The organism is Polaromonas sp. P1_G1 (assembly GCF_056405595.1).
The window spans coordinates 1-24749 of sequence record NZ_JBFUBU010000027.1 but is presented as its reverse complement, the minus strand read 5'-3'; the positions used below and the strand labels follow the sequence as shown (position 1 = coordinate 24749).

Below are 24749 nucleotides of genomic sequence, written 5' to 3'. Positions count from 1 at the left end.
AAACTGGTAAATCCAGAGGAGTGGTGCGGCCCCCTAGAGGGGTTCGCCGCCTCAATATAGCCAAGCCAAAAGTAACATTGTGTAGGAGAACGCCGCGTTCCATCGCATGCGACAGCGCCCTTGGGGCCGGCTGCGGCGCGGTGTCTTACTGCTTTCGTCGTATGACGAAGGCATTGCCGGCCTGCTCAAACCCCAGCGCCGGGTAGTAAGACATGGCATTGGGCGCCGAGAGCAAGATCAGGGACACCTGATCCCCGATGATGGCTTGTGTGCGCCGGATCAGCTCCTTGCCGATGCCGGTGCCCTGGTATTTTTTGTCCACGGCGAGGTCCGAGAGGTAGCAGCAATAGGCATGGTCGGTGAGCGAGCGGCTCAGGCCCACCAGCTCATGGCCTACCCACGCCGAGAGCAGCAGACTGGGCGCCGCGAACATGCGGGCGATTCTGGGCAGATCACCGGTTGGGCGCTTGATGCCCGATTGCTCGAAGACGCGCACGACATCAAGCGGGTCCAGCGGGTAGTTGTGGCGGTATTCAACATTGATGTTTGTCATGGGTCAGGGCTGAAGTTTGTCTTGATCGTTTTATCCAGCATCGGCCGTCGCCGCAATAGACACTTTCAGCCCAAACGCCCCAGAACAGGCAGCTTCGCGCCTCGATGCGTTTCGGCATCACACCACGACAACATCGCCCCATGCCAGCCCGATATACAGCCCGCTCCAGAGAAAGAACATGCCAATGGCAAACAGCACAAGGACCGCGGTGAACCGGTCGACAGCGGTCATCTCGATCCAGCCGCCATCTGTCAGAAGTTCCAGGAGTATGTCGATCCAACGCACGGGTTGCGTCCGGATTTCCGGCTCGTGCCTGGAAACCAGGACCTTCCAGGCCCCCACCAGAAACAGGCCGCCGATAAAGCAGCAGAGGACGGCGAAGGCATCAATCATGAATGCAGGAGATACGTGTTGCGCGTGAAGTGTTCAGGCTTCGGCAATGACCGCGATGGACACTTTGAGCCCAGGCACCCGAACCGGCAGCTTCGCCCCCTGCCGCGCGGGCGGGTTCACCGGAAACCATTTAAGCCACTCTTCATTCATGCCGGCGAAGTCGGCTTCTTCCAGAATGATGACGGTGGCGCTCACAACCTTGTCGAGGGAAGAGCCCGCGGCCTTGAGGATGGCGGACACGTTGTGCAGGCACTGCCGGGTCTGTTCCTGGATGGTCTCGCCCGCAATCTTCCCGGTGGCGGGATCGTGCGGCCCCGTGCCTGAGACGAACACAAATCCTGCGGCCCGCACCGCCTGGCTATAGGTCGGTGGCGGGCTTGGAGCGTCGAAGGTTCGAATGATGTCTCTTGCCATGAATGTCATCCGTGTAGCGGGATATTGAGGGGATGGACGCGACCAGGTCCCGCAACGATTTTAGGCGGCTGGTCTGCGGGTTGCCTCCCAATAATGGACTAGATTCTGAGGGAGTCAACGTATTCATGCTTCAAGATGATCCGCGCCAGGCGATGCTCAAGGTAATTGACGAAAGGCTTGTTTCCATCCGACCTGAAAACAAAGTACTCGCCGTATTGATTCGTGGCATAAACAGTCAGGGCGTAAGTCGTGTTCTCACCGTTGCTGTGGTCTTCGTCTTGGCGGACGACTACCGCGCTTCGGCCTTCAAATGCAAATCTCGGATCATTCGAGTGAATGACACTTTCCTGAAACTGCCGCATGGCCACGTCGATGCGGCTTTCCCCCGAATGACGCCTTGCATACAGGGCATAAGCCGCAATTCCAAGCGCTGAAAGCACAAAGAGCGCGGCTGAGAAAAAATTAACGTCGTACATGAGCGGGAAAGCCCCGTTGAAGTTGATTGACTGCCCAGCAGACTGCACGAAGCCTTACAGACGCCGGTTAAAGCAAACTCTTATAAGACCAGCCAAAACAGGCGACCCCACCCTTGCCCGCGGAAACACTGCCGTCCACCCAGTCGCAGTTGGGGCCGCGCTGCGGCAACCTCACGCCCATGGCCGTGAACCTGGAAGGACGCGCCGGGTCGCGCGAGACCTCGGCCTGCAGAATGTCTCCGGGACTGAACCCCATGCCGCTCGGAACCAGCACCTTGCCCACCACATTGCGGCCGGAAACGGCGAGCGCCGCGTACTGGTTCTCCCTGGCCCGCAAGGACATGGCACACACGATGTCGCGCCGCATACATGAGCTGCCGGCCAGGATATCGCTGTCCGGGACGTCCGACAGTGAGACCACCACGCCATAGACTCGCTCGCCGGCGGCCTTCTCCATGAATTCCGGCGAAGGCTGGCTCGCACAGGCCGTGAGCAACACGGCCGCTGTAGCTGTGAGGAGAACTGAACGCATCGGCAAATTCCTCTTGAACTGTTTTCTTATGAATGGGAGCAACTCTTGCCGCGACTCCAGGGTCCAGTACAAGCAGTCCTGACCGCTAGCTTTGATCCGGATGGCTTGACCCGCGCGACTTTTCCTTATCTATGGCGGCACTGACTATTTTCAGCAGCGGCATGACAACCCAGACTCCTGCGAAGACCGCATACAGGGACCACACCACGAAGAGCGCGCTTCCCCGTGCATGCGGCCCCTTATAGGCGATGACGGCCAGGCCGAGCAGTAGCCAGCCGGCAAATGCAATGATGAGCCGCTTTGTGGTGTTCATTGTCTTCATTCAGTGCCACTGTCAGGTCGGGGCTTTTGACGCATTCTTTCGCGCCACGCCCTCAAGGTGAACCCGGCGGGCTTCGTTCCGCCGTTCACGCTCAACGCGGCGACAAGCATTGCATCTCGTGGCACGTGTTTCGACATTGCCTTTTGCGAGCTCGTACCACCACTTCTGCTGGGTGGCTCGCCAGATTTCCTCTTTTGCGCAGTCCTGGCACTTGAACAGGACGTCCATGTAGTAACCGCGCTGGACAAAAGCCGGAGTGCCATAGCTGTTGGAGGGCGCGAGCGATTCCGGATTGCAGGGCGTTGTTCCCTTCGTGACTTCGCGACGAGGCTGGTCTCCAACCAGCTTCGCGGACATTGCTGCGCGCACTTTTCGCTTCCCCAGGATTTCAGTGCGGCGTTGTTTATTGCTTTTCATGATCTTTGGCCTGGGTTCCAGGGCGAGACATATCGCAAAATCGGTGATATCAGGCGCAGTGGTGATCGGCGAGATGAGAGATTAGACATGAATGTCCCGTGCCACCCATGCCTCAAGAGCATTGCGAAATCCGCCGGTGAGTTGAGGAAAACGCATCGCTGTTTCGCGCAATGCATCTTCTGTGAGCGCGACAGAATGTTCAAGCAACTCGAGCACAACTTCAGGGTGCCGGCCACTGCCCCATTCGACCGATGCTTCGCATAACTCCGGCTCCGTGGTGAGGTGTTTCACGCCGATCATGATGGCCACCGAGTCAGCCTCATGATCCGCCGCGTCCGGAAATATGCACTCAAGCCAGGCAATATGGCCCTGGTACTCGGTCAGGCTACCGATCGACGAAGATCCTACGCTGAACTTGAACAGCGGATACGCAGAAGCAACCGCACGCTCAGCCTCATGCAGCAAAGGCAGAAAAATGCGTTCCAACTCGATCACCGCATGCACGGGTTCAATCGACATATGGTCTCCTAACATGGGAATGATTCGGGCTATTCACGCGATGGCGTACTGGTAGCCGAACTGGGTTGTATGGTCATCGGCAATCCGTGGTGGTTTGCGATGCCTCCGCGCATACCGGACGCGGCAGGAGCAGGAAGCTGCCGGCGAGCAACGCCACCCCCACCACGGCCCTCAGCGGCCACGACAATTTCCGAAAACCATAGCCAAGCGCCGCCAGCATTGCCAAAGCGACCAGGCCGAAAACCACACTGATCGCGCGATCATCAACAAGGCGACCGCAGAGAACCACGGCATAAAAAGCCGCAAGCAAGGACACGGCCAATGCTGCTGCACCAGCAAGTGTTGCGGTAGCGACTTTACCGGCGAACAGGAGATATTGAGGCGCTGGCAAGGACTTCATTGGCATCCCGCCTTCATCTGCCGCAACCAGGCCCCAGGCGCCAGACCCACACTGCCCTTGAAGCGCCGGCTGAAGTGGCTCTGATCGGCAAAGCCGCAGGCGGCTGCGACCTCGGCCAGGCCCTGCCCGGCCAGCATGGCGGACTGGGCGCGTTCCAGGCGCACGGCATTGAGGTAGATGTGCGGCGGCACGCCGAATTGCCGGGCGAAGGCGCGGGTCAGGTGCACGCGCGAGAGGCCGGCTTCGCGCGCCAGCGCGTCCACGGTGATGTCCTCGCCGTAGTGGCTGCGCAAATAATCGCGGATGCGGGCCATGCGGGCGGCGCCGGCGGCCTTGCTGTCGTCGCCGGCGCTGCGCCGTTCACCGTAGCGCTGCAGCAGCCGCACCAGCACATCACGCGTGAGCTCCTCGGCGCGCAGCGATTCCTGGGCCTGCCCGGCCACGCCTATGGCCAGTGCCAACGCGCGCCCCATGGCTGCGTCGCGCACCACCGGCTGGCGGAAGTAGGCGGCCATGTCGAGACCTGCCTCCTTGTCGCGGCATTCGTCGACCACCTGCGGCGCCACGTACAGCATGCTGTAGCCAAAACCCTCCTGTGTGCCGCGCTGGCCGTCGTGCGGCTCGTCGGGATTGAAAAGGATGACGTCGCCGCGCAGGCTGGCGTGCAGCGTGCCGCCGCAATGAAAAGTCTGCACGCCGGAGGCGGTGACGCCTATGGAGTAGGTTTCATGGCTGTGGCGCTCGAAGCTGTGCTCGGTGAAGTGGGCCTTCATCTGCGTCACGCCGGCCAGGGCGCCTGGGCAAAAGTTTGCCCAGTCTTTGGCGGTGGTTTCCTGGGCATGGTGCATGAAACAATCGTACAAGACGCGGCGGGCACGGACAAGCAGACTCTCCTCTTTCATACACGCAAGAGGAGTTTTCATGAAAACAGACGCCATAGACCTGCAGGCCAAGCTCGCGAGCTTTGAAGGCCACTGGCAGCCGCGCACCGTGAGCGAGTTCAACGGCCACGACGTGATGGTGGTCAAGGTGCAAGGTGAGTACAGCTGGCATTCGCACCCCGACAGCGACGACTTCTTCCTGGTGCTCAAGGGCGAGCTGCACATCGACATCGAAGGCCGGCCCACCGTGATGCTCAAGCCCGGCCAGCTCCATGTGGTGCCGCGCGGCGTGCGGCACCGGCCGCGCGCGGTTCAGGAAGCGCACTTGCTGCTGATAGAGCCGACCGGCGCGCCCAACAGCGGTGATGCGGCGACGGCGGCGCCGCGGCGGGTGATCTGAGGCAGGCAGCCCAAACCTGGCGGAGAGGCAGGGGAAATCCAATTACTTGACTTTGTCAATTAATTGCTTGACGATAGCCGCATGGCCTCGTCAAACTCCCCTACCCTCCCCACTCCCCTCATTCCGGCGCCTTCCGCGCCAGCCGCCAGCACCGCCCACATCAAGGCGATCCGCGGTTTCAACCGCTTCTACACCCAGCGCATCGGCGTGCTCGACCCTTACCTGGGCAGCGAGTTCTCGCTGACGGAGGTGCGGGTGCTCTACGAACTTGCCCACCGCGACCAGCCGACGGCCACCGAGCTGGGGCGCGACCTGTCGCTGGACGCCGGCTACCTGAGCCGCATCCTGCGGCGCTTTGAAGGCAAGGGCTGGCTGGCGCGCGTGCCTTCGCCGGCCGACGCGCGGCAGAGCCTGCTCAAGCTGACGGAGGCCGGGCACACGGCGTTCGCACCGCTGCAGCAGCAGTCGCGCGACGAGGCGGCCGCCCTGCTGGCGGCGCTGCCACCGGAAGACCAGCACAAGGTGGTGGGCGCGATGACCACGGTGCAGCGTCTGCTGGCCGGGCCCGACGAGGCCGCGGCGACGCGCACCGTCGTCTTGCGTGACCCGCAGCCGGGCGACATGGGCTGGGTGGTGCAGCAGCACGGCGAGATCTACGCGCGCGAATACGGCTGGAACAGCGAGTTCGAGGCGCTGGTGGCCGACATCGCGGGCAAGTACCTCAAGCACCACCGGCCCGACTGCGAGAAATGCTGGATCGCCGAACTCGACGGCGAGCGCGTCGGTGCCGTGTTCGTGGTGCGCAAGTCGGCCACGGTGGCGCAGCTGCGCATGCTGATCCTCACGCCTGGGGCGCGCGGACTGGGTCTTGGCGGGCGCCTGTCGGACGAATGCATCGCGTTCGCACGCGCCAAGGGCTACAGAAAAATGGTGCTGTGGACCAACAGCTGCCTGACGGCGGCGCGCGCGATTTATGCCAGGCGCGGCTTTGAACTGGTCAAAAGTGAGCCGTATCAGGGTTTTGGTCATGAATTGGTTGGCGAAACCTGGGCGCTAAAGCTTTAGGTGTACAGGGCTGGAAGTTTCCAAGGCTTTGAGCGTTGGCCCTCGTGAATAACGAAGAGCGAGCTATTGTTTTAATAGCGGATGAAGCACCTCGGCTTCTCGCGGGGCGGCCGGGGCATGCGGTGCGCGCGGCGATAATGGGCGCATGAGCCCCCTGCCCGCGGAAGAGCGCCCGCAACCCAAATCCCTCACCGACCTCTTTGTTTCATTCACCCTGCTGGCCCTGCAGGGTTTCGGCGGCGTCCTCGCTGTCGTGCAACGTGAGCTGGTGGAGAAAAAACGCTGGATGACGCGTGAGGAGTTCATCGAAGACTGGGCGGTGGCGCAAATCATGCCGGGCCCCAATGTGGTGAACCTTTCCTTGATGGTGGGCGGGCGCTATTTCGGCCTCAAGGGCGCGATGGTGGCGCTGGCCGGCATGCTGACGCTGCCGCTGGTGCTGGTGCTGCTGCTGGCGGTGCTGTATGCCCAGTTCGCCGGCCACCCAGGCGTGGCGGGCGCGCTGCGCGGCATGGCGGCGGTGGCGGCCGGGCTGATCGGGGCGACCGGCCTCAAGCTTTTTGGCGCGCTCAAGAAGAACGTGCTGGGCCTGCGGCTGTGCGCGGGCCTGGGCCTGCTGTGTTTTGTGTCCATTGCGCTGCTGCGCATTCCGCTGGCTTATGTGCTGCTGAGCCTGGGCTTCACGGCCTGCGTGCTGGCCTACCGCGGGCTCAAGCCATGAACGAACAATTGCCAACGCTGCACCTGGTTTTCGGCGCGCGGGAATGGTTCGACCTGTTCCTGCACTACCTCTCGCTGTCGCTGCTGTCGGTGGGCGGGGCTATCAGCACCGCGCCCGACATGCACCGCTTCCTGGTCGACAAGCAGCACTGGCTGACCGACGCGCAGTTCAACGCCTCCATCGCCATCGCGCAGTCGGCGCCGGGGCCTAACGTGCTGTTCATCGCCTTGATGGGCTGGAACGTGGGCCTGAACGCCGGAGGCATGCTGACCGGGCTGCTGGGCGTGTTCCTGTCGCTGCTGGGCATTTTGATTCCGAGCACCACGCTGACCTATACGGCGGCGCAATGGGGCCACCGCAATCGCGAACTGCGGGCGGTGCGCGCCTTCAAGCAGGGCATGGCCCCCATCGTGGTGGCCTTGCTGATCGCCACCAGCTGGATCCTGGCCGCCGCCAACGGCAGTTCGCTGAAAGACTGGCCGGTATGGCTGCTGACCGCCGCCTCGGCCGTCATCGTCTGGCGCACCCGCATCCATTTGCTGTGGCTGCTGGGCGCGGGCGCGCTGCTGGGCTGGTACGGGCTGGTCTAAGCCGCTGCCGGAACGCTACTGTGGCTTGCCGCGCCGGTGAAAGTACACCATGCGCGCGGCCTGCCGCATGGGTTCGGTGTCCAGGGCCATGTTGAAAATCCAGTCGGCCTGGAAATTATCGAACAGCCAGCGCAGCGTGCGCTTGGCGCGAAATTTCGGGTAACTCCGCACCAGTCCGTGCATCGGATCGGCCGGGTCGCCGCCGTCGACCGCCCCGCTTTGCAAGAACGCAGCCACGGCGCCGCCCACCGCATCGCCATGCTCCAGCGCCGTATGGATGCCGCCGGCCGTCACGGGCGAGACCATGCCGGCGGCGTCGCCGACCAGCATGACGCGCGCATCGGACACACGCTTCAACACCCCACCGCAGGGAATCATGCCGGCGCGCGTCGCCAGGGGCGCGGCATCGCCGACATCGACGTGCGACGCGATCTTGGCCGTGAAAGAGGCCATCCAGGCCTGCTTGGGCGGCACGCCCGAAGGCCGCATCCGCCGGGCCAGGCCGATCTGCTGGATGCCGACGCCGGCGACAGCCCAGCCGATGTAGCCGGGCGCGAGCTTGCGGTCTATGAAGCAGTGCAGCAGGTTGGCGTCCAGCCTGGCCTGGCTGTACTCCTGCTCGATGCCGAACAGGAACTGGGTGTTGAGCGACAGGTCCAAAGCCTTGGCAACGCGTGAATGCGGGCCGTCGGCGCCGACCAGGTAGCCGGCCTGCAGCACGGCCGGCTCCTGCGAGGCGACCGACTTGACCGATACGGCCCAGCCGCCGCTGTCCCGCGCGGCCTGCTCAAACAGCGTGCCCGCCAGCAGCGTGACACCATCAGCCTGGACGGAGGCGCACATCCAGTCCAGCAATGCCGGCGTGTCGGTCGCCCAGAAGTAATAACCTGGCGCATGCAGGTCCACGTGGCGCAGGTTGGGTGAATACAGCCGCACGCCGTCCACCTGCCGCACCAGCGCCGCGGGCACCTGCTGCAGCCAGGGGATGGTGTCTATGGCGTCCTTGACGATGATGCCGGTGGTGTGCAGCTTGTCCCCCGAGGAAGACTTCTTTTCAACCACGGCGACCCGCAGGCCCGCGCGGGCCGCGGCGCGCGCGCAGGCCAGCCCGGCAAAACTGGCGCCTACGACGACCAGGTCGAAGCGCAGCAGCGTCATGCGCCGCGTTGGCGCAAGGCTTCATAGAGGCAGACGCCGCTGGCCACGGACACGTTGAGGCTTTCCACCGCACCGCGCATGGGGATGCTGACGAGTTCGTCGCAGGTCTTGCGCGTGAGCTGGCGCATGCCCTCGCCTTCGGCACCGAGCACCAGGGCGACCGGGCCTTTCAAGTCCACGTCGTAAATGGTTTTTTCGGCATCGTCGCTGGTGCCTATGCACCAGATGTTGCGTTCCTTGAGCTCACCCAGGGTGCGGGCCAGATTGGTGACCATGAAATAAGGCATGGTTTCGGCGGCGCCGCTGGCGACCTTGGCGACGGTGGCGTTGATGCCGGCCGCATGGTCCTTGGGGGCGATCACCGCATGGGCGCCGGCGCCGTCGGCCACGCGCAGGCAGGCGCCCAGGTTGTGCGGGTCGGTCACGCCGTCCAGCACCAGCAGCAGCGGCTGGGCCGTGCCGGCTTCTTCGAGCTGCTCGAGCAGCTCGTCAAGGGACTTGACCTGGGCCAGTGCGTCGACCCGGGCCACCACGCCCTGGTGGCCGTGGCTGCCGCACATCTTGGCCAGGCGCAGGCCGTCGGATTCGATCAGCCGTATGCCGGCCTCGCGGGCCCGGTCGGTGAACTGGCGCATGCGCGCGTCGCGACGCGAAACGTCAAAAAACACCTCCAGGACGGACTTGGGGGCGGTTTTGATGCGAACGCCGACGGCATGGAAGCCAAAAAGGACTTTGGGGGTGGATGACATGCGGGGATTATCACTGCCAGGAGTCTGGGCGGCCCGGACTCTTCACCCCTCATTGGCATTACTACCGGTGCGCCAGGACCGACCGGCGGTCACAATGCGTGCTGGGTAAGACTAAAATAGTAACAATTTGTTGGCCGGAGCAGGCTGACGATGCTTCGCGACAAAAACATACACAAGTGAGGTCGTTATGGGATTGAGGCTTAAATTCAACCTGGTGTTGATCGTGGTGTTCCTGGCCGGCTTCGGCGCCGCCGGGTTCATGTCGCGCCAGTTGCTGCAGGAAAATGCCCGCGAGGAAGTCCTGCGCAACGCACGGCTCATGATGGACACCGCCCTCTCGGTGCGCGCCTACACGGTGGAGCAGATCAAGCCGCACCTGGACAAGCAGCTCGAAGAGGTCTTCCTGCCCCAGACCGTGCCGGCCTATGCGGCCACCGAAACCCTGGGCCACATCCAGAAGAAGTACCGCGACTACGGCTACAAGGAAGCGACGTTGAACCCGACCAACCCGCGCGACCGCGCCACCGACTGGGAAGCCGACATCGTCCAGCAGTTCCGCCAGAATTCCGATTCGAAAGAACTCATTTCGGAGCGCGCGGCGGCCACGGGCCGGCTGCTCTACATCGCCAAGCCGATCCAGATCACCAACGCGGCCTGCCTGCAGTGCCACAGCGTACCGGCGGCCGCACCGGCCAGCATGATCAAGATCTACGGCGAGGCCAACGGCTTCGGCTGGAAACACAATGAAATCATTGGCGCGCAGGTAGTGACGGTGCCCATGGAGATCCCCATCCGCAATGCCGAGCGCACTTTCAAGACCTTCATGGCCTCGCTGGCGGCGGTGTTTGTGGTGGTGTTCGTGGTGCTCAACCTGATGCTAAGCTGGCTCATCGTGCGGCCGATACGCCGCATGTCGCAGGCGGCCGACAAGGTCAGCACCGGCGACTTCGAGGTGCCCGAGTTCGCGGACGGCGGCAAGGACGAAGTGGCCGTGCTGGGCAGCTCTTTCAACCGCATGCGCCGCAGCCTGGAAAAAGCCATACAGATGATAGACCGCGGCGACTGAGACGCATCGAACTTCACGACCCCACGACGACCGCGCACGCATGACCGACCCCGAAGACAAGACCCGTACCCAGCCCGTGCGCCCCGACGGCGCCGCTCCGGCTGTCGTTGGCGACGGCGACGCGGCCGCGCTGATGCCGGGGCAGACGGTCTTTGAGTACCGCATCGACAAAATGCTGGGCGGCGGCGGTTTCGGCATCACCTACCTGGCGCAGGACATCAACCTGCAGTTACCGGTGGCCATCAAGGAATACTTTCCGGGCGAGCTGGCCGTGCGCGCGGCCGACCTGTCGGTCAGCGTGCGGTCCAGCGAAAACAAGGGGCAGTTCCAGTGGGGCCTGGAGCGCTTCCTCGACGAGGCGCGCGCGCTGGCGTCGTTTCGCCATCCCAACATCGTGCGGGTGCTGCGCTACTTCAAGGAAAACGGCACGGCCTACATCGTGATGGAGTACGAGTCGGGCGACCCGCTCAAGCGCTGGCTGGCCAAGCAACCCGCGCTGGACCAGCAAGGCCTGCTGAAGATCATCTACCCGCTGATGGACGGCCTGGAGGCCGTGCACAAGGTGAACTTCCTGCACCGCGACATCAAGCCGGACAACATCTACATCCGCGCAGACGGCACGCCGGTGCTGCTGGACTTCGGCGCGGCGCGCCGCGTCACCGGCAACCAGGACATGACCAACATCGTGAGCCCGGGCTTCGCGCCGTTCGAGCAGTACCACAGCAAAGGCCACCAAGGGCCGTGGACGGACGTCTATTCGCTGGGCGCGGTGATGTACTGGATGACGACCGGCCACAAGCCCATGGAATCGGCTTCGCGCGTGCGCGAGGACAGCATGCCCAAGGCCGCCGACACCGCCAGCGCGGTGGTCTTCGGCGCGCCGCTGCTGCGCGCCATCGACTGGGCGATGACGCCCAACGAAAACCAGCGGCCGCAGGACGTGGCTGCGCTGCGCCAGGCGTTGCTGAGCTCGGACTTCGTGAAGACGCAGACGCTGCGCGCGGCCAGCGTACTGGCGCCCCCCACACCTGCGGCCCCGCCTCCCCCACCCGCACCCGCGCCGGCACCCGCCGAAAGCAGGACGACCACCGCCGCGCCGCCCGACAACGCCCTGCTCGCCTACGCCGCCAATACACAGTCCATCCCGCTCAACAGCGCCGAGAACCTGCGCAAGAACGTGCTGGGCACCATCATGTTCCTGGACCTGGTGTCCTACTCCACCTATTCGGTGGACCAGCAGGTGGTGGTCAAGGCGCTGTTCAACGAGCTGATCACCAAGGCCATAGGCGGCGTGAAGGAGTCGTCGCGCATCATGATAGACACCGGCGACGGCGCGGCGATCTGTTTCCTCGGCGACCCCGAGGAGGCGCTGCAGTCGGCCCTGCTGCTACGCGACCTGCTGGCGCAGAAGTACGGCCGCAAGCTGTCCCTGCGCGTGGGCCTGCACCTGGGGCCCATCCGCATGGTGTTCGACATCAACAACCGGGTCAACGTGGTGGGCGACGGCATCAACGTGGCCCAGCGCATCATGGACTTCGCCAGGCCCAACCAGGTGGTGGTCTCGCGGGCCTATTACGACGTGATCTCGCGCATCACCGACAGCGCGGCCGGTCATTTCGACTACCTCGGCCCGCACATGGACAAGCACCTGCGCTCGCACGAGATCTATGCGGTGCTGGACCCGAATGCCGCACCCGCGGCAGCCGCGGCATCGCGCAACCTGGAGTTCGAGCACACGGCCTCGTTCGCCGCGCTGGCCTCGCTCACGCCGGAAATGGTGCACGACATCGAGGCCGAGCTGGCCAAGCTGATCGGCCCGCTGGCCCGGGTGCTGGTCAAGAAGGCGGTGCCGCGCACGGTGAGCGCCCAGGGCTTGCGCGACCTGCTGGCCGTCTCCATCCCCGACGCCACGGCGCGCGAGGCCTTTGCGCGGCCGCGCAATGCCAGCATGCCCGTGCATTCGGGCATGCATGGGGCCTCGGGTCCGCGCACCGGCGCCACAAGCGCCATAGGTGCCACCACCGGTACGCCCAGCCGCCTGCATTCCATGCCGGTGTCCGGCCTGCGGTCCCAGGACATGAGCCGCCCCACAGGCCCGTCATCGCCGTCGGCGACCTCGACTTCCATCAACCTGCAGCATTTCAGCGCGGAACTGCAGGCCCAGCTCGAGCGCATGCTGAGCCTTTACATCGGCCCGCTGGCCAAGACACTGGTGCGCAAGGAATCGGCGCGCCACACCAGCCTGGGCGCGTTGGCCAAGGCCCTGGCGCAGCTGATCGACAAGCCCGACGACAGGGCGAAGTTCCTGGCCGCGGCGCAAAAGCTGCACTCGGGGCGCTGAAGCCCCGGGCAAGTTCAGGCCGAAACGACCCGGCCCGCGTCTATGGTGATGCGCCGCTCGCAGCGCGCGGCGATGCCTTGGTCGTGGGTCACCAGCACCAGCGTGGTCCCGAGTTCACGATTGAGCTCGAACATCAGCGACATGACGGTCTCGCCGGTGGCGAAATCCAGGCTGCCGGTGGGCTCGTCGGCCAGCAGCACCGCCGGCTGCACCACGAAGGCCCGCGCCAGCGCTACGCGCTGCTGCTCGCCGCCCGACAGCACTTTGGGATAGTGGCCCAGCCGCTCCCCCAGGCCGACCCGCTTGAGCATCTCGGTGGCCTGCGAGCGGGCGTTCCGGGTGCCCGACAGCTCCAGCGGCAGCATGACGTTCTCCAGCGCGCTCAGGTTGCCCATGAGCTGGAAGCTCTGGAACACAAAACCGACCTTCTGGGCGCGCAAGGCCGCGCGGTCGTCTTCGCCCAGGGCGAACAGGTCCTGCCCGGCCAGCCTGACCGTGCCCTCGGTGGGCGTGTCCAGCCCCGCGATGATGGACAGCAAGGTGCTTTTGCCCGAGCCCGAGGCGCCGACAATGGCGGCGGTTTCGCGCGCGGCGAGCGCGAAGTCAATATCGCGCAAAATGGCCAAAGTGCCGGTGGAGTCGGTGACCGACTTGAAAACGTGCTCCACGGAAATAATTGAAGCTGTTGCAGGCTTTGCAGCCGCACCGGAAACGCCGGGCGCTGTGGAGGCCATGGAAGCATCATTCACGCCACTCACCGCGGGTTCAAACATGTCAGCCTTGTCAGAAAATATGAAATCCGACTTTACCAAGCTTGCCGGCCAAACGGCCAGGCGCCTGGTAAAACCTTTGGCCGCGCTGCTCGCGGCCGCCTTGCTGGGCGCAGTGCCGGCCGCCCACGCGCAGGCGCCCGCCTCCGCCGCCCAGGCCACTACCGTGCTAGTCGTCGGCGACTCCCTGAGCGCCGAATACGGCCTCAAGCGCGGAACGGGCTGGGTGCCGCTGCTGGAAAAGCAGCTGGCCGAAGAGAAAAAGAATGCCCGGGTCGTCAACGCCAGCATCAGCGGCGACACCACCTCGGGCGGCCGCTCCCGCCTGCCGGCCCTGCTGTCGCAGCACAAGCCCGCCGTGGTGGTGATAGAGCTGGGCGGCAACGACGCCCTACGCGGCCTGCCGCTGGACATGACCGAGCAAAATCTCAGCGCGATGACGCAAGCCGCCAAAAAGGCCGGCGCGCGCGTGCTGCTGGTCGGCATGCAGGTGCCACCCAACTACGGCAGCGCCTACGCGGCGACCTTTTCCGGGTTGTTCACCAAGATCGCCAAGGCCGAAAAAGTCGCGCTGGTGCCGTTTTTCCTCAAGGGTGTCGCCGATGCCGCCGACCCGGTGGCCAACTTCCAGGCCGACCGCATCCACCCCAACGAGCAATCACAGGCCCGCATGCTGGCCAATGTGTGGCCCGAACTCAAGAAACTGATCAAGTGACGCTTGAACGCATTTCCGCCGAAGAGGCGCTGGCCGCGCTGGGCCGCTACTCCGACATCATCGATGCCCGCAGCGAGGGGGAATACGCCGAAGACCACCTGCCCGGCGCGCTGAACTGGCCCAGCCTGCACGACGAAGAGCGAAAGATCGTCGGCACCAAATACAAGCAGATCAGCCAGTTCGAGGCCAAAAAACTGGGGGCGGCGCTGGTGGCGAAAAACATCGCCGAACACATACAGCGTGACGTGCTCGACAAACCACGTGAATGGCAGCCCCTGCTTTATTGCTGGCGCGGCGGCAAGCGCAGCGGCTCGCTGGCGCTGGTGCTGGACCAGATCGGCTTCAGGGTCACACTGGTGGACGGTGGCTACAAGGCCTTCCGGGCGGCGCTGCTGGCCGACCTGCCGCAGCTGGCCGCGCGCCTGCAGTACCGTGTCGTTTGCGGCCCCACGGGCTCAGGCAAGACGCGGTTGCTACAGGCCTTGTCAGAACAGGGCGCGCAGGTGCTGGACCTGGAAGCGCTGGCCAACCACCGCAGTTCTGTGCTGGGCGCGATTCCCGGCGTTCAGCAGCCCAGCCAGAAAGCCTTTGACAGCGGCATTTGGTCCGCCTTGCGCGGCTTCGACCCGGCCAGGCCGGTCTACGTTGAAAGCGAAAGTAAAAAGGTCGGCAACGTGGCGGTGCCCGACGGCCTGATCGCCGCCATGCGGGCCAGCCCCTGCCTGCAGATCGAGCTTGCGGATGACGAGCGCGTGGCGCTGCTGCTCGAAGACTATGCCTTCTTCGTCAAGGACATCGCGCACTTCTGCGAACGCCTCGGCGCCTTGACAGAGGCCCGCGGCAAGGCCGTGGTGCAGGACTGGCAGGCACGCGCCCAAGGCGGCGACGTGGCCTCAGTGGTCCGCGAGCTGCTCACCCTTCACTACGACCCGGGCTATGCGCGATCCATGGAGCGCAACTTCAGCCAGTACCCGAAAGCCACTGTGCTCAGCGCGGCCGACCGATCGAGGCAGACCCTGGCGGGGCTGGCGCTATCCATTCTTGCGGGGGAGAAAACACCATGAAAAAAACCCTTGCCGCCATCGGCATCGCCCTGGCCGGGCTGGCCGCCTACCTGTGCCTGTGGCCGGTGCCCGTCGCGCCGCAAAGCTGGGAAGCGCCCGCGGCACCCGGCTACACCGGCCCTTTCGCCGCCAACAACAAACTCGCCACCCTGAAAACCATCCCGCTGGGGGCCGAAGAAGGTCCCGAGCACCTGGTGGTGGCCCGGGATGGAAAACTCTACGCCACGGTGGCCAGCGGCGCCATCCTGCGGATGAATCCCGATGGCAGTGGCCAGGAGGTGGTGGCCAACACCGGCGGCCGCGTGCTGGGCTTTGACTTCGACGCGGCCGGCAATCTCATCGCCGCCGACGCATTCAGAGGCTTGCTGTCGATTTCGCCGGACAGGAAAGTGACCGTGCTGGCGGACAAAGCCGGCGGCAGTCCGATTCTGTATGCCAACGCGGTGGTGGTAGCGCGCAACGGCAAGGTGTACTTCAGCGACGCATCCACCCGCTTTGGGGCCCGGCAATGGGGCGGCACTTTCGAAGCCAGCATTCTCGACATCCTGGAGCAGTCCGCCACAGGCCGGGTCATTGAGTACGACCCGGCAACCCAAGCCACGCGCATCGTAGCCAAGGGTCTGAGCTTTGCCAACGGCGTGGCCTTGAGCCAGGACGAGCGCTCGCTGTTTGTGGCCGAAACCGGCAAATACCGCATCTGGAAACTGCCGGTGGATGCGCAGGAACAGGACATCGGCCAGGCCGGCAGCGGCCTCCGGCCGCTTTTTGACAATCTGCCGGGCTACCCCGACAACCTGATGCGCGGCCTGGACGGCAAGGTATGGGTGGGACTCGTCAAGCCGCGCAACCCGACGATTGACGGCCTGGCCCGCAAGCCTTTCATGCGCAAGCTCATACTGCGCCTGCCACGCGCCTTGTGGCCTATTCCCAAGGCCTATGGCCACGTGGTGGCATTCACGGAAGAAGGAAAAGTGGTGGCCGACCTGCAGGACCCGACAGGTGCCTACCCCGAAACAACCGCCGTGACGGAGACGGCGGACAGGCTGTATGTACAAAGCCTGCATGCCAGGGAGCTGGGCTGGTTACCTAAATAGGCTGGTGTACCGTCCGGCCAAGTACCGGCCATCAACAAAAAACCCGGCAACACGCTGGGTGTTCCGGGTTTTTGAAGGGGTACGAGCTGATAACCGTTTGCGCTCAACCTTCACTGGAAGTTTGAAGGTTCAGGGCGCGGGGTCAGCGGGTGGCACGCCAGCCGGCGCATCGCCGTCATTGGGCGGCGCATCGTTTCCATCGTCGGCCACATCATCCGGCTTACCCTCGGCCTTGCGCTTGAGCTTTTCTTCTTTTTTGCGTTTTTTCGCAAGCTCTTTCTGGCGCTTTTCGTAGGAATAGTTGGGAGTTGCCACTGCGTGCTTTCATCTGAATAAGTAAGCCTTACTGTACTGCATTGCCGCCGCCGGATACCAGTCGTTTGCCCCGCTTTTGGATCAGGCTTTTTCCAGGGCCTGCGCAATGTCGGCCCGCAGGTCGGCGACGGCTTCCAGGCCTACCGAAAAGCGCACCAGGCCGCCTTTATAGGGCCAGGGCGTGGTACGCAGCGCCGGGATGTCGTACGGCGCGCACAAGCTCATGGGGCCAGCCCAGCTGTAACCTAGTTTGAAAAGTTTCAGGCTGTCACAAAAACGGTCCACCTGTGCCTGGGTGAACTCGGGTTTGAAGACGGCGCTCATGAGGCAGGCGGCACCGCTGCAGTCGCGCTTCCAGACCTCATGGCCGGGCGATCCGGGCAGGGCCGGGTGCAATACGGTGGCGATCTGGGGGCGGCCGGCCAGCCAGCCGGCCAGTTCCCGCGTGGCGGCGTCCTGGGCGGCGTAGCGCAAGGCCATGCTGTGGAGGCCTCGCAGCACCAGTTCGGCATCGTTGCCGCCTATGCCGTAACCGACACGCATGTGGCAAAAGTGGACCAGGTGGTGCAGCGCCTCGTCGCGCGTGACGACGGAGCCCATCAGCACATCGGCGCCGCCGCTGGGGTATTTGGTCAGCGCCTGGACCGAGATGTCCAGGCCGAGATCAAAAGCGTTGAAAGCCAGGCCGGCGCCCCAGGTGTTGTCGAGCGCGGTCACGATGCCTGCGGGATGCGCATTCTTGTGCGCCTTGACGGCCGCGACCAGTGCGGGCATGTCGGGGAATTCGAGCGTGATGGAGCCCGGTGCCTCTATCCACACCAGCCGGGTTTTCGGGCCCAGCTTGGCGGCCAGGTCGGCGGGGTTCATCGCGTCGTAAAAGCGATGGGTGATGCCCCAGGCGGCCAGCTCGCCCTGCGCAAAGCTCTTGTTGGGCCCGTAGGCGTTGTCGGGAATCAGCAGCTCGTCACCGGCCTTGAGCAGCGCCATGCCGACCAGCACCACGGCCGCCAGGCCGCTGGGCACCAGCGTGCAGTACTTTCCGCCTTCCAGGGTGGCAATGCGCTCTTCCAGCGTGAAGGTGGTGGGCGTGCCGTGCAGGCCGTAGGTGTAGCCGGTCTTGTGCTTCCAGTCGCGGCTGCGCAGCGCGGCGACGGTGGGAAAGGCAATGGTGGAAGCCTTGTAGACCCCGGGCGGAATCGCGTCAAAGCCGGCGGGCGGCTTGTAGGGGTGGTGGATCAGGGTGGTGGAAATGTCGGATGGAGAATCGCTCATGCAGCGATATTACGGCAGTTTTCCGGTCTTGCTCAATGCCATCGTTGAGGGGCATTTAGCTATTCAGGACGCATGGATTTTCGGATCCGCGTGACGTGACAAGCCGAAAACAGCCATCCGGGCGGCATCGGCAAACACCTCATCGTTTCTTGTCGAAATAGCCTGCGTCCGTGATGTCCATCAACTTCACCAGCTCCTGGCGCAAGGCTGCACCTCCTGGACTCTCGGTGCGCAAACCACGCAGTGTGTTGGCGCATCTCTGCCAGAAGGATGCACCACGTCCTATGGCACCGAAGCGTGCTACTTCAAGGGCTGGTTTCCCTGCTTTGAAAAGCAGCTCGACCACCACCCAGTGAATGTCGTCGTCCCCGAATGTTTGTACCGACCGAACCGCACGGAATTCATCGAAATCGTATTCGTCGAAACTTCTCCCGAGAAAGAGAGACGTTTTCCACTTGCGAATACGCTTTGTCTTTTGGTTGACGTCAAAGTTGAAACCGCCATGCTGGGAATTCCACAGCATGCACCATAGGGTGCCGACCATCATGAAGGTGCCGGTGCCAAGGAGAAGCCATGACAGCCAGGCCTCACGTGCCCCAAGGCCCAGGAACGCGAAGAACCCGCCACTGCCAATCATCAGCGGGATCACCAAAATCATGAAGATCCAGGCAGCCAAACCAGCAGCCTCCTGGGTTCGAAGCGCTCTCCAGTTTTGCGGTCCGTCAGCGGACGGCAAGACCGGCGGACTTTGCATCATGCGGCGCTGACCAGTGTCAAACCGACGTATCCGACGCCGCTAGATCTTCCACTTCGCCATCAGCTGCGCGGGTGACAGCGAGTCATAGCCTTCGAACGGCTGGTGAATCCAGGGATTGGTGGGCAGCAGTTCGACCGAATAGTCGGGCTGGAAGCTGGACACGCCCTTGGTCCAGATGACGGCGCTGCGCAGTTCGGTGATGGGTTTGTAGTTGTTCTTGAGCTGGTGGATCACGGCGTTGAGCGTGTGGCCAGAATCGGCCAGGTCGTCGACCAGCAGCACCTTGCCGGCGATCTCGCCCTTGGGCGTGGTGATGAAGCGGGCGATGTCGAGGTTGCCCTGCGTCATGCCGGCATCGGCGCGGTAGGAGCTGGTGGACATGATGGCCAGCGGCTTGTCGAAGATGCGCGACAGGATGTCGCCGGGGCGCATGCCGCCGCGGGCCAGGCACAGGATGGTGTCGAACTGCCAGCCGGACTGGTGGATCTTGATGGCCAGTTTCTCAATCAGGTTGTGGTATTCGTCATAGCTCACATAGAGATGCTTGCCGTCTTCTGTCAACATGGGTGGCGCTCCTGATGTATTCGCTGCCTGCGCCCGTTTCAGGGGGCGGCAGGCTGTTTGGCTAAAGCTGTGGCGGGTATCCGGTCAAGCGGCGGCGTAAGGGTTGCGCAGCAGGATGGTGTGGTCGCGGTCCGGGCTGGTGGAGATCATGTCGATGGGCACGCCGGTCACTTCCTCGATGCGGTGCAGGTATTTCTGCGCGGCCGCGGGCAGCTTGTCGTACTCGGTGACGCCGACCGTGCTCTGGCTCCAGCCGGGCATGGTTTCGTAGATCGGCTTGCAGCGCTCGATCTCTTCGGCGCCCATGGGCAGGATGTCGGTGATATGGCCGTCGAGTTCGTAGCCGGTGCACAGCTTGAGTTCGTCGATGCCGTCGAGCACGTCGAGCTTGGTGATGCACAGGCCCGACAGGCCGTTGACCTGGGCCGAGCGCTTGAGCAGCGCGGCGTCAAACCAGCCGCAACGGCGGCTGCGCCCGGTGGTCACGCCTTTTTCGGCGCCCACGGTGCTCAGGTGGTAGCCCACGGTACCGGGCTTTTCCCAGTCGAGTTCGGTCGGGAACGGCCCGCCGCCCACACGCGTGCAATAGGCCTTGGTGATGCCCAGGATGTAGTGCAGCATGCCCGGGCCCACACCGGCGCCGGCGGCGGCATTCCCGGCCACGCAGTTGCTGGAGGTGACGTAGGGGTAGGTACCGTGGTCGACGTCGAGCAAGGTGCCCTGCGCGCCTTCGAACAGCAGGTTGGCGCCGTCGCTATGGGCGTCGTTGAGTTCACGCGAGACGTCGGCCATCATGGGCTTGAGCAGTTCGGCGTGGCGCATGGCTTCGGCGTAGACGGTGTCGAAGTCGATGGCCGGGGCATGCAGGTAGCCCGTCAGCACGAAGTTGTGCAGCTCCAGCAGGTCGCGCAGCTTGGCGGCGAAGCGGTCGGGGTATTTGAGGTCCTGCACGCGCAGCGCGCGGCGGGCGATCTTGTCTTCATAGGCCGGGCCTATGCCGCGGCCGGTGGTGCCGATCTTGGTGGTGCCGCCCTTTTCGCGGTAGGCTTCGCGCGCGATGTCGAGCGCGGCGTGGAAAGGCAGGATCAGCGGGCAGGCTTCGCTGATGCGCAGGCGCGAACGCACCTCGACGCCGGCTTTCTCCAGGCCTTCGATTTCCTCAAACAGCTTGGCGGCCGACAGCACCACGCCGTTGCCGATGTAGCACTTCACGCCGGGACGCATGATGCCGCTGGGGATCAGGTGCAGCGCCGTTTTGACGCCGTTGATGACCAGCGTGTGGCCGGCGTTGTGGCCGCCCTGGAAGCGCACCACGCCCTGAGACATCTCGGTGAGCCAGTCGACCAGCTTGCCCTTGCCTTCGTCGCCCCACTGGGTGCCCACGACCACGACATTGCGGCCCGCGTCTGCGGTTTGTTTGTTTGTCATCTTCAATTCTCGTTAAGGTGTGTTGGGATCAAGCCGGACGGGGGCACATGGCCCTCACGCGGCTTTCTTCAGGGGCTGGACCACCCATTGACCGGCAGCCTGGGCCAGTTCGCGGTCGCAATCGAATTCATTGACTTCATGTTCATGGCCGGGCAGCACGCAGGCCACGGTTTCGCCACCGGCGCGCAGCCGGGCGATGGCTGCGCGCAAGCCGGCGTCTTCGCTCCAGGGCGCGCGTATGGCGGCCTTCAGGGGCCGGGGCGGCAGCACGCTGACGAGCTCCTTCAAGTCCAGACTGAAGCCGGCCGCCGGACGGTTGCGGCCGAACACGGCGCCGACCTCGTCATAACGGCCGCCGCGCGCCAGTTCGGCGCCCTGCCCGTAAATGGCAAAGCGCGTGCCGCTGTAATAGGCGTAGCCGCGCAAGTCGGCCAGGTCGAAACTGACCTTGACCTCGCCCTTTTCGCCGCCGGTGTGGGCGGCCAGCCATTTGAGGTTTTGCAGCGCCGCCTTGAGGCCAGTCGAGGGTGGCAAGGCTTTTTCGGCTTCGGCCAGGACTTTCTCATCGCCGTAGAGCTGCAGCAGTGCCTTGAGGCCGGCGCGCGCTTCGGCGGAAATGCCGCTGCTCGGGCTGGCAGTGAGGCTGTCGAGCTCGCTCGCATCCTTGGCTGCCAGCGCGGTGTGGATGAGCGCGAGGGTCTTGCCGTTGACGGTGGCGCCGGCCAGCAGGCTGTTGACGATGCGCACGTCGGCCATGTCGACGCTCAATGCGGTCACGCCGGCCGCTTTGAGGCCCTCAAGCGCCAGCTGCTGGGCTTCCAAGTCGGCTTCCAGCCCGGCATGGCCGTAGATCTCAGCGCCGAACTGCAGCGGCTCGCGGGTCGCGTGGGGGCGGTCTGTGCGGGTGTGCAGCACCGGGCCGCAATAGCAGAGGCGGGCCACGCCGCTGCGATTGAGAAGGTGGGCGTCGATGCGGGCGACCTGGGGGGTGGTGTCGGCGCGCAGGCCCAGGGTGCGGCCGGAAAGCTGGTCGACCAGCTTGAAAGTCTGCAGGTCCAGCGCTTCGCCGGTGCCGGTCAGCAGCGACTCGAGGTGCTCGAGCAGCGGCGGCATGACCAGTTCATAGCCGTAGCTGCGGGCGGTGTCCAGGAACAGGCGGCGCAGCTCTTCGATGTGGCGCGCCTCGGAGGGCAGGACATCGGCAATTTGATCGGGCAATTGCCATGATGACGACCAGGCGGGCATTGTAATTTTCGTGGGCTGTTAAAAACAGCATTTTACCGGGCTTGAAGCCGGTTTTCGGCTTGCCGGAGGCGGATAAGGCCCCCGGGACGAAATAGTGGTGCGGCTGTGAGGCGGAATTCAGGCCAGCACGGCCAGCAGGACCAAACCCGCCGCGATGCTGCACAGCCCAAAGAAGCGGATCTGGCCATTGCCCAGGGTGAGGATTTGCTCGAACATGCGGCGCCAGCCGCCGGGAGAGATGAAAGGCAACAGGCCCTCGATGACCAGCATCAAGGCCAGTGCCAGCCAGAAGGTGTTGCCGTCCACGCCGGCTTATTTTTTGGCCGGTGCGGCGCTGCCGGAGCCCGGGCCGCGCATCGCCTTGAAGAAGTCGGACGAAGGATCGAGCACCATCACGTCGCTTTTCTTGCTGAAGCTGGCTTTGTAGGCATCGAGGCTGCGGTAGAACTGGGCGAACTGCGGGTCGCGGCCGAACGATTCTGCGTAAGTACGAGCGGCTTCGGCATCGCCCTCGCCTTTGACTTTCTGCGCGTCGCGGTAGGCATTGGCGACGGTCACTTCGCGCTGGCGGTCGGCGTCGGCGCGAATTTTTTCGCCTTCGGCCAAACCGGTGGAGCGCAGCTCATTGGCGACCCGTTTGCGCTCGGCTTCCATGCGACGGTAAACCGATTCGGTGATCGCTTCGGTGTAATCTACGCGGGTAATGCGGACGTCCAAAACGTCGATGCCCCACGTGGCAGCCTTGACCTTTTCAAGCACCTCGGTCTTGACGCCTAACATCAACGCCTCCCGCTGGGTAGACAGCAACTCACGGACGGTGCGCTTGTTGATTTCCTGGTTGAAGGCGCTGCGTACCATTCCGCTGAGGCGGTTTGCACCGATCGCTTCATCACTGCCAACGTTCTGGATGTACTCAGTGGGATTGACGATCCGCCAACGCACATACCAGTCAATCACAACAGGCTGCTTTTCCGCCGTCAAGACCGCACGAGTGTCGGTGCTCTCCAGTGTCAAGAGACGCTTGTCGATATATTTAACATCCTGAAATGGCGGTGGCAATTTGAAGCTGAGGCCCGGCTCCGTTATGACTTCCTTGATCTTCCCAAAAGCATAGACAACACCAAACTGGCGCTGGTCGACAACAAACAGCATGGAACTGGCCATGGCCAGGATTGCCAGCAGCAGGGCCGCAAAAAAACCAACTCTATTCACTTTGATATTCCTTAGCGGGTTTCACGGTCACGGGTGCGGGCGGCGTCGCGCGAGCGGGCATCAAGAGGCAGACTTCCGGCCGGCAGTGAGGGTATCGCCGCAGGAGCCGTCGCGCTACCCGGGAGAAGCGGCGCGTCAGCCCCGGCAACGGCGCCGCCCTGCGTAGACATCTGCATGATTTTGTCAAGCGGCAAGTACAGGAGGTTAGAACCCTGGCGCGACTCCACCAGCACCTTGGTGACGTTGGTGTAGACCTGTTGCATGGTATCGATGTACAAGCGGTCTCGGGTGACCTGCGGCGCCTTCTGATATTCAGCGAGCACCAGGCGAAAGCGCTGCGCATCGCCCTGGGCCTGCGCAACAATTCGCGCCTTGTAGGCCTCCGACTCCTCCTTGAGTCGGGACGCAGAGCCCACCGCTCGCGGAATTACCTCATTGGCATAAGCCTGCGCTTCGTTTTTGGCCCGCTCACGCTCCTGGGCAGCCTTGTTCACATCATCAAAAGCGGCCTGAACCTGATCGGGGGCGCGTACGCCGCCCTGCTGCATGTTGATCGCCACGATCTCCACGCCTATTTTGTATCGATCCAGTATGGCCTGGGTCAGAGTCTGGACGCGGGGAGCAATATCCTCGCGCTCAACGCCGAGGGCCACGTCCAGACGCATTTTTCCGACGACTTCGCGGACTGCAGTTTCGGCGGCCTGCACCACTGCGGCAACCGGGTCCTTGCTTTCAAACAGGAAGGCCCGAGCGTCCCTCAAGCGGTACTGCACGGTGAATTTGACATCGATAATGTTTTCGTCCTCGGTCAGCATCGCTGAATCCCGAAGCCCTGTGGCCTTGATGATTGTGTCCTTACCAATATCCACTGAGCGCAACTGTGTTACCACCAGCACCTCATGGCGCTGGACGGGATAAGGCAGGCGCCAGTTGAAGCCCGCGCCCACGGTGGAGTGGTATTTGCCGAATTGGGTAATGACGGCCTGCTGGCCTTCCTGGACGATGAAAAAACCGGTTCCCAGCCAGATCAGCGCGGCGACGCTGGCAATCAGGCCGACGCCGATGCCGGCGCTTTTCATGTCGGGCTGGAAGCCGCCGTTATTCCCACCGCCTCCGCCGCCGTTGCCACGGCCGAAACCGCCGCGATTGGGGTTGTTCTTGCCGCCGCCGAAAAGGCCGCCCAGCTTGCGGTTGAAGTCGCGCCAGAGTTCATCAAGGTCGGGGGGACCCTGGTTGGGGCCCTGCCCTTGCGGGCGGTTGGCGGGTCGGGTCGGCTGCTTGTCGTCCCGGGGTGCCTCGGGCTTGCTGTCGTCGGA

General features: G+C 63.8%; 31 protein-coding genes. 10 read left to right on the top strand and 21 right to left on the bottom strand.

Annotated elements, in window-relative coordinates; translation table 11 throughout:
- Positions 1–145 precede the first annotated feature (145 nt).
- The 3 genes from AC1D1Y_RS14840 to AC1D1Y_RS14830 form a co-directional block, all read right to left on the bottom strand.
- A complete protein-coding gene (locus AC1D1Y_RS14840) occupies positions 146–553 on the bottom strand; it encodes a GNAT family N-acetyltransferase (protein ID WP_477682991.1) in 408 nt (135 codons plus the stop codon).
- Between the two features lie 117 nt (positions 554–670).
- Positions 671–946 carry a hypothetical protein gene (locus AC1D1Y_RS14835; RefSeq protein ID WP_477682990.1) on the bottom strand — a complete coding sequence of 92 codons (276 nt, stop codon included), beginning with the start codon at positions 944–946 and terminating at the stop codon, positions 671–673.
- Positions 947–979: 33 nt separating this feature from the next.
- A complete protein-coding gene (locus tag AC1D1Y_RS14830; RefSeq protein ID WP_477682989.1) occupies positions 980–1360 on the bottom strand; it encodes a RidA family protein in 381 nt (126 codons plus the stop codon).
- A gap of 125 nt (positions 1361–1485) precedes the next feature.
- Between AC1D1Y_RS14830 and AC1D1Y_RS14825 the strand changes: the two genes are divergently transcribed.
- Positions 1486–1794 carry a hypothetical protein gene (locus AC1D1Y_RS14825; RefSeq protein ID WP_477682988.1) on the top strand — a complete coding sequence of 103 codons (309 nt, stop codon included), beginning with the start codon at positions 1486–1488 and terminating at the stop codon, positions 1792–1794.
- A 109-nt stretch (positions 1795–1903) separates the two neighbouring features.
- On the opposite strand, the gene AC1D1Y_RS14820 is transcribed toward AC1D1Y_RS14825, so the two are convergent.
- From AC1D1Y_RS14820 to AC1D1Y_RS14795, 6 genes are all read right to left on the bottom strand, one after another.
- Positions 1904–2368 (bottom strand): hypothetical protein, encoded by a 465-nt coding sequence (locus AC1D1Y_RS14820; protein ID WP_477682987.1) that lies wholly within the window; start codon positions 2366–2368, stop codon positions 1904–1906.
- Between the two features lie 85 nt (positions 2369–2453).
- Entirely contained in the window at positions 2454–2681 is a 228-nt protein-coding gene (locus AC1D1Y_RS14815; RefSeq protein WP_477682986.1) for a hypothetical protein, read from the bottom strand.
- Positions 2682–2702: 21 nt separating this feature from the next.
- Positions 2703–3107, bottom strand: a complete 405-nt coding sequence (locus tag AC1D1Y_RS14810; protein ID WP_477682985.1) for a zinc-ribbon domain containing protein — start codon at positions 3105–3107, stop codon at positions 2703–2705.
- An 81-nt stretch (positions 3108–3188) separates the two neighbouring features.
- Positions 3189–3626, bottom strand: coding sequence for a hypothetical protein (locus AC1D1Y_RS14805; protein WP_477682984.1), 438 nt, complete (start codon positions 3624–3626; stop codon positions 3189–3191).
- 73 nt (positions 3627–3699) lie between these two features.
- The gene (locus AC1D1Y_RS14800; protein ID WP_477682983.1) at positions 3700–4026 is read right to left on the bottom strand and encodes a hypothetical protein; all 327 of its coding nucleotides are present in this window, start codon (positions 4024–4026) and stop codon (positions 3700–3702) included.
- On the bottom strand, positions 4023–4874 hold the full coding sequence (locus AC1D1Y_RS14795; RefSeq protein WP_477682982.1) for an AraC family transcriptional regulator: 852 nt from the start codon (positions 4872–4874) through the stop codon (positions 4023–4025). Before AC1D1Y_RS14795 ends, AC1D1Y_RS14800 begins: the two co-directional genes overlap by 4 nt.
- 73 nt (positions 4875–4947) lie before the next feature.
- Here AC1D1Y_RS14795 and AC1D1Y_RS14790 point away from each other — a divergent pair, with 73 nt between their 5' ends.
- The 4 genes from AC1D1Y_RS14790 (at position 4948) to AC1D1Y_RS14775 (ending at position 7683) form a co-directional block, all read left to right on the top strand.
- Complete coding sequence (locus tag AC1D1Y_RS14790; protein ID WP_477652066.1) at positions 4948–5307, top strand: cupin domain-containing protein; 360 nt, start codon at positions 4948–4950, stop codon at positions 5305–5307.
- 81 nt (positions 5308–5388) lie between these two features.
- The gene (locus tag AC1D1Y_RS14785; protein ID WP_477682981.1) at positions 5389–6372 is read left to right on the top strand and encodes a bifunctional helix-turn-helix transcriptional regulator/GNAT family N-acetyltransferase; all 984 of its coding nucleotides are present in this window, start codon (positions 5389–5391) and stop codon (positions 6370–6372) included.
- Between the two features lie 145 nt (positions 6373–6517).
- Positions 6518–7093, top strand: a complete 576-nt coding sequence (locus AC1D1Y_RS14780) for a chromate transporter (RefSeq protein WP_477682980.1) — start codon at positions 6518–6520, stop codon at positions 7091–7093.
- Positions 7090–7683 (top strand): chromate transporter, encoded by a 594-nt coding sequence (locus AC1D1Y_RS14775; RefSeq protein WP_477652069.1) that lies wholly within the window; start codon positions 7090–7092, stop codon positions 7681–7683. The genes AC1D1Y_RS14780 and AC1D1Y_RS14775 overlap by 4 nt, the downstream gene beginning before the upstream one ends.
- A gap of 15 nt (positions 7684–7698) precedes the next feature.
- On the opposite strand, the gene AC1D1Y_RS14770 is transcribed toward AC1D1Y_RS14775, so the two are convergent.
- Both AC1D1Y_RS14770 and rlmB read right to left on the bottom strand, forming a co-directional pair.
- Entirely contained in the window at positions 7699–8841 is a 1143-nt protein-coding gene (locus tag AC1D1Y_RS14770; protein WP_477682979.1) for an NAD(P)/FAD-dependent oxidoreductase, read from the bottom strand.
- The gene (rlmB, locus tag AC1D1Y_RS14765; protein WP_436154387.1) at positions 8838–9590 is read right to left on the bottom strand and encodes a 23S rRNA (guanosine(2251)-2'-O)-methyltransferase RlmB; all 753 of its coding nucleotides are present in this window, start codon (positions 9588–9590) and stop codon (positions 8838–8840) included. Before rlmB ends, AC1D1Y_RS14770 begins: the two co-directional genes overlap by 4 nt.
- Positions 9591–9777: 187 nt before the next feature.
- Between rlmB and AC1D1Y_RS14760 the strand changes: the two genes are divergently transcribed.
- Both AC1D1Y_RS14760 and AC1D1Y_RS14755 read left to right on the top strand, forming a co-directional pair.
- The gene (locus tag AC1D1Y_RS14760; RefSeq protein ID WP_477682978.1) at positions 9778–10656 is read left to right on the top strand and encodes a c-type heme family protein; all 879 of its coding nucleotides are present in this window, start codon (positions 9778–9780) and stop codon (positions 10654–10656) included.
- A 40-nt stretch (positions 10657–10696) separates the two neighbouring features.
- On the top strand, positions 10697–12997 hold the full coding sequence (locus AC1D1Y_RS14755; protein ID WP_477682977.1) for a protein kinase domain-containing protein: 2301 nt from the start codon (positions 10697–10699) through the stop codon (positions 12995–12997).
- 14 nt (positions 12998–13011) lie between these two features.
- On the opposite strand, the gene AC1D1Y_RS14750 is transcribed toward AC1D1Y_RS14755, so the two are convergent.
- Positions 13012–13731: an ABC transporter ATP-binding protein gene (locus AC1D1Y_RS14750; RefSeq protein ID WP_477652243.1), complete on the bottom strand. Its 720-nt coding sequence runs from the start codon at positions 13729–13731 to the stop codon at positions 13012–13014.
- Between the two features lie 58 nt (positions 13732–13789).
- Between AC1D1Y_RS14750 and AC1D1Y_RS14745 the strand changes: the two genes are divergently transcribed.
- The 3 genes from AC1D1Y_RS14745 to AC1D1Y_RS14735 are packed head-to-tail and all read left to right on the top strand — an operon-like array spanning position 13790 to position 16640.
- A complete protein-coding gene (locus tag AC1D1Y_RS14745; RefSeq protein WP_477682976.1) occupies positions 13790–14482 on the top strand; it encodes an arylesterase in 693 nt (230 codons plus the stop codon).
- Entirely contained in the window at positions 14479–15546 is a 1068-nt protein-coding gene (gene mnmH, locus AC1D1Y_RS14740; protein ID WP_477682975.1) for a tRNA 2-selenouridine(34) synthase MnmH, read from the top strand. Before AC1D1Y_RS14745 ends, mnmH begins: the two co-directional genes overlap by 4 nt.
- Positions 15543–16640: an SMP-30/gluconolactonase/LRE family protein gene (locus AC1D1Y_RS14735; protein WP_477682974.1), complete on the top strand. Its 1098-nt coding sequence runs from the start codon at positions 15543–15545 to the stop codon at positions 16638–16640. Before mnmH ends, AC1D1Y_RS14735 begins: the two co-directional genes overlap by 4 nt.
- Positions 16641–16769: 129 nt before the next feature.
- On the opposite strand, the gene AC1D1Y_RS14730 is transcribed toward AC1D1Y_RS14735, so the two are convergent.
- From AC1D1Y_RS14730 to hflK, 9 genes are all read right to left on the bottom strand, one after another.
- Positions 16770–16955, bottom strand: coding sequence for a hypothetical protein (locus AC1D1Y_RS14730; protein ID WP_477652077.1), 186 nt, complete (start codon positions 16953–16955; stop codon positions 16770–16772).
- An 81-nt stretch (positions 16956–17036) separates the two neighbouring features.
- Complete coding sequence (locus AC1D1Y_RS14725) at positions 17037–18227, bottom strand: PLP-dependent transferase (protein WP_477682973.1); 1191 nt, start codon at positions 18225–18227, stop codon at positions 17037–17039.
- A 139-nt stretch (positions 18228–18366) separates the two neighbouring features.
- Positions 18367–18903 carry a hypothetical protein gene (locus AC1D1Y_RS14720; RefSeq protein ID WP_477682972.1) on the bottom strand — a complete coding sequence of 179 codons (537 nt, stop codon included), beginning with the start codon at positions 18901–18903 and terminating at the stop codon, positions 18367–18369.
- 120 nt (positions 18904–19023) lie between these two features.
- Entirely contained in the window at positions 19024–19548 is a 525-nt protein-coding gene (locus tag AC1D1Y_RS14715) for a phosphoribosyltransferase (RefSeq protein WP_436154379.1), read from the bottom strand.
- A gap of 84 nt (positions 19549–19632) precedes the next feature.
- Positions 19633–20976, bottom strand: a complete 1344-nt coding sequence (locus AC1D1Y_RS14710) for an adenylosuccinate synthase (protein ID WP_477652079.1) — start codon at positions 20974–20976, stop codon at positions 19633–19635.
- Between the two features lie 54 nt (positions 20977–21030).
- Positions 21031–22221 carry an ATP phosphoribosyltransferase regulatory subunit gene (locus tag AC1D1Y_RS14705; protein WP_477682971.1) on the bottom strand — a complete coding sequence of 397 codons (1191 nt, stop codon included), beginning with the start codon at positions 22219–22221 and terminating at the stop codon, positions 21031–21033.
- Between the two features lie 117 nt (positions 22222–22338).
- Entirely contained in the window at positions 22339–22527 is a 189-nt protein-coding gene (locus tag AC1D1Y_RS14700) for a DUF2065 domain-containing protein (protein ID WP_477675313.1), read from the bottom strand.
- A gap of 6 nt (positions 22528–22533) precedes the next feature.
- Positions 22534–23433, bottom strand: coding sequence for a protease modulator HflC (gene hflC / locus AC1D1Y_RS14695; protein WP_477682970.1), 900 nt, complete (start codon positions 23431–23433; stop codon positions 22534–22536).
- A gap of 11 nt (positions 23434–23444) precedes the next feature.
- Positions 23445–24749: FtsH protease activity modulator HflK (hflK, locus tag AC1D1Y_RS14690; protein WP_477682969.1), on the bottom strand; the 1305-nt coding region annotated here is incomplete at its 5' end.

Bases quoted from the DNA above. Each gene is read 5' to 3' on its own strand.
- AC1D1Y_RS14755 (WP_477682977.1), top strand. From the start codon at position 10,697: ATGACCGACCCCGAAGACAAGACCCGTACCCAGCCCGTGCGCCCCGAC.
- rlmB (WP_436154387.1), bottom strand. From the start codon at position 9,590: ATGTCATCCACCCCCAAAGTCCTTTTTGGCTTCCATGCCGTCGGCGTT.
- AC1D1Y_RS14710 (WP_477652079.1), bottom strand. From the start codon at position 20,976: ATGACAAACAAACAAACCGCAGACGCGGGCCGCAATGTCGTGGTCGTG.
- AC1D1Y_RS14830 (WP_477682989.1), bottom strand. From the start codon at position 1,360: ATGGCAAGAGACATCATTCGAACCTTCGACGCTCCAAGCCCGCCACCG.
- AC1D1Y_RS14725 (WP_477682973.1), bottom strand. From the start codon at position 18,227: ATGAGCGATTCTCCATCCGACATTTCCACCACCCTGATCCACCACCCC.
- AC1D1Y_RS14745 (WP_477682976.1), top strand. From the start codon at position 13,790: ATGAAATCCGACTTTACCAAGCTTGCCGGCCAAACGGCCAGGCGCCTG.
- AC1D1Y_RS14795 (WP_477682982.1), bottom strand. From the start codon at position 4,874: ATGCACCATGCCCAGGAAACCACCGCCAAAGACTGGGCAAACTTTTGC.
- AC1D1Y_RS14715 (WP_436154379.1), bottom strand. From the start codon at position 19,548: ATGTTGACAGAAGACGGCAAGCATCTCTATGTGAGCTATGACGAATAC.
- AC1D1Y_RS14705 (WP_477682971.1), bottom strand. From the start codon at position 22,221: ATGCCCGCCTGGTCGTCATCATGGCAATTGCCCGATCAAATTGCCGAT.
- AC1D1Y_RS14760 (WP_477682978.1), top strand. From the start codon at position 9,778: ATGGGATTGAGGCTTAAATTCAACCTGGTGTTGATCGTGGTGTTCCTG.
- AC1D1Y_RS14835 (WP_477682990.1), bottom strand. From the start codon at position 946: ATGATTGATGCCTTCGCCGTCCTCTGCTGCTTTATCGGCGGCCTGTTT.
- AC1D1Y_RS14815 (WP_477682986.1), bottom strand. From the start codon at position 2,681: ATGAACACCACAAAGCGGCTCATCATTGCATTTGCCGGCTGGCTACTG.
- AC1D1Y_RS14775 (WP_477652069.1), top strand. From the start codon at position 7,090: ATGAACGAACAATTGCCAACGCTGCACCTGGTTTTCGGCGCGCGGGAA.
- AC1D1Y_RS14785 (WP_477682981.1), top strand. From the start codon at position 5,389: ATGGCCTCGTCAAACTCCCCTACCCTCCCCACTCCCCTCATTCCGGCG.
- AC1D1Y_RS14805 (WP_477682984.1), bottom strand. From the start codon at position 3,626: ATGTCGATTGAACCCGTGCATGCGGTGATCGAGTTGGAACGCATTTTT.
- AC1D1Y_RS14790 (WP_477652066.1), top strand. From the start codon at position 4,948: ATGAAAACAGACGCCATAGACCTGCAGGCCAAGCTCGCGAGCTTTGAA.
- AC1D1Y_RS14810 (WP_477682985.1), bottom strand. From the start codon at position 3,107: ATGAAAAGCAATAAACAACGCCGCACTGAAATCCTGGGGAAGCGAAAA.
- AC1D1Y_RS14820 (WP_477682987.1), bottom strand. From the start codon at position 2,368: ATGCGTTCAGTTCTCCTCACAGCTACAGCGGCCGTGTTGCTCACGGCC.
- AC1D1Y_RS14840 (WP_477682991.1), bottom strand. From the start codon at position 553: ATGACAAACATCAATGTTGAATACCGCCACAACTACCCGCTGGACCCG.
- AC1D1Y_RS14750 (WP_477652243.1), bottom strand. From the start codon at position 13,731: ATGGCCTCCACAGCGCCCGGCGTTTCCGGTGCGGCTGCAAAGCCTGCA.
- AC1D1Y_RS14800 (WP_477682983.1), bottom strand. From the start codon at position 4,026: ATGAAGTCCTTGCCAGCGCCTCAATATCTCCTGTTCGCCGGTAAAGTC.
- AC1D1Y_RS14825 (WP_477682988.1), top strand. From the start codon at position 1,486: ATGCTTCAAGATGATCCGCGCCAGGCGATGCTCAAGGTAATTGACGAA.
- AC1D1Y_RS14780 (WP_477682980.1), top strand. From the start codon at position 6,518: ATGAGCCCCCTGCCCGCGGAAGAGCGCCCGCAACCCAAATCCCTCACC.
- AC1D1Y_RS14735 (WP_477682974.1), top strand. From the start codon at position 15,543: ATGAAAAAAACCCTTGCCGCCATCGGCATCGCCCTGGCCGGGCTGGCC.
- AC1D1Y_RS14770 (WP_477682979.1), bottom strand. From the start codon at position 8,841: ATGACGCTGCTGCGCTTCGACCTGGTCGTCGTAGGCGCCAGTTTTGCC.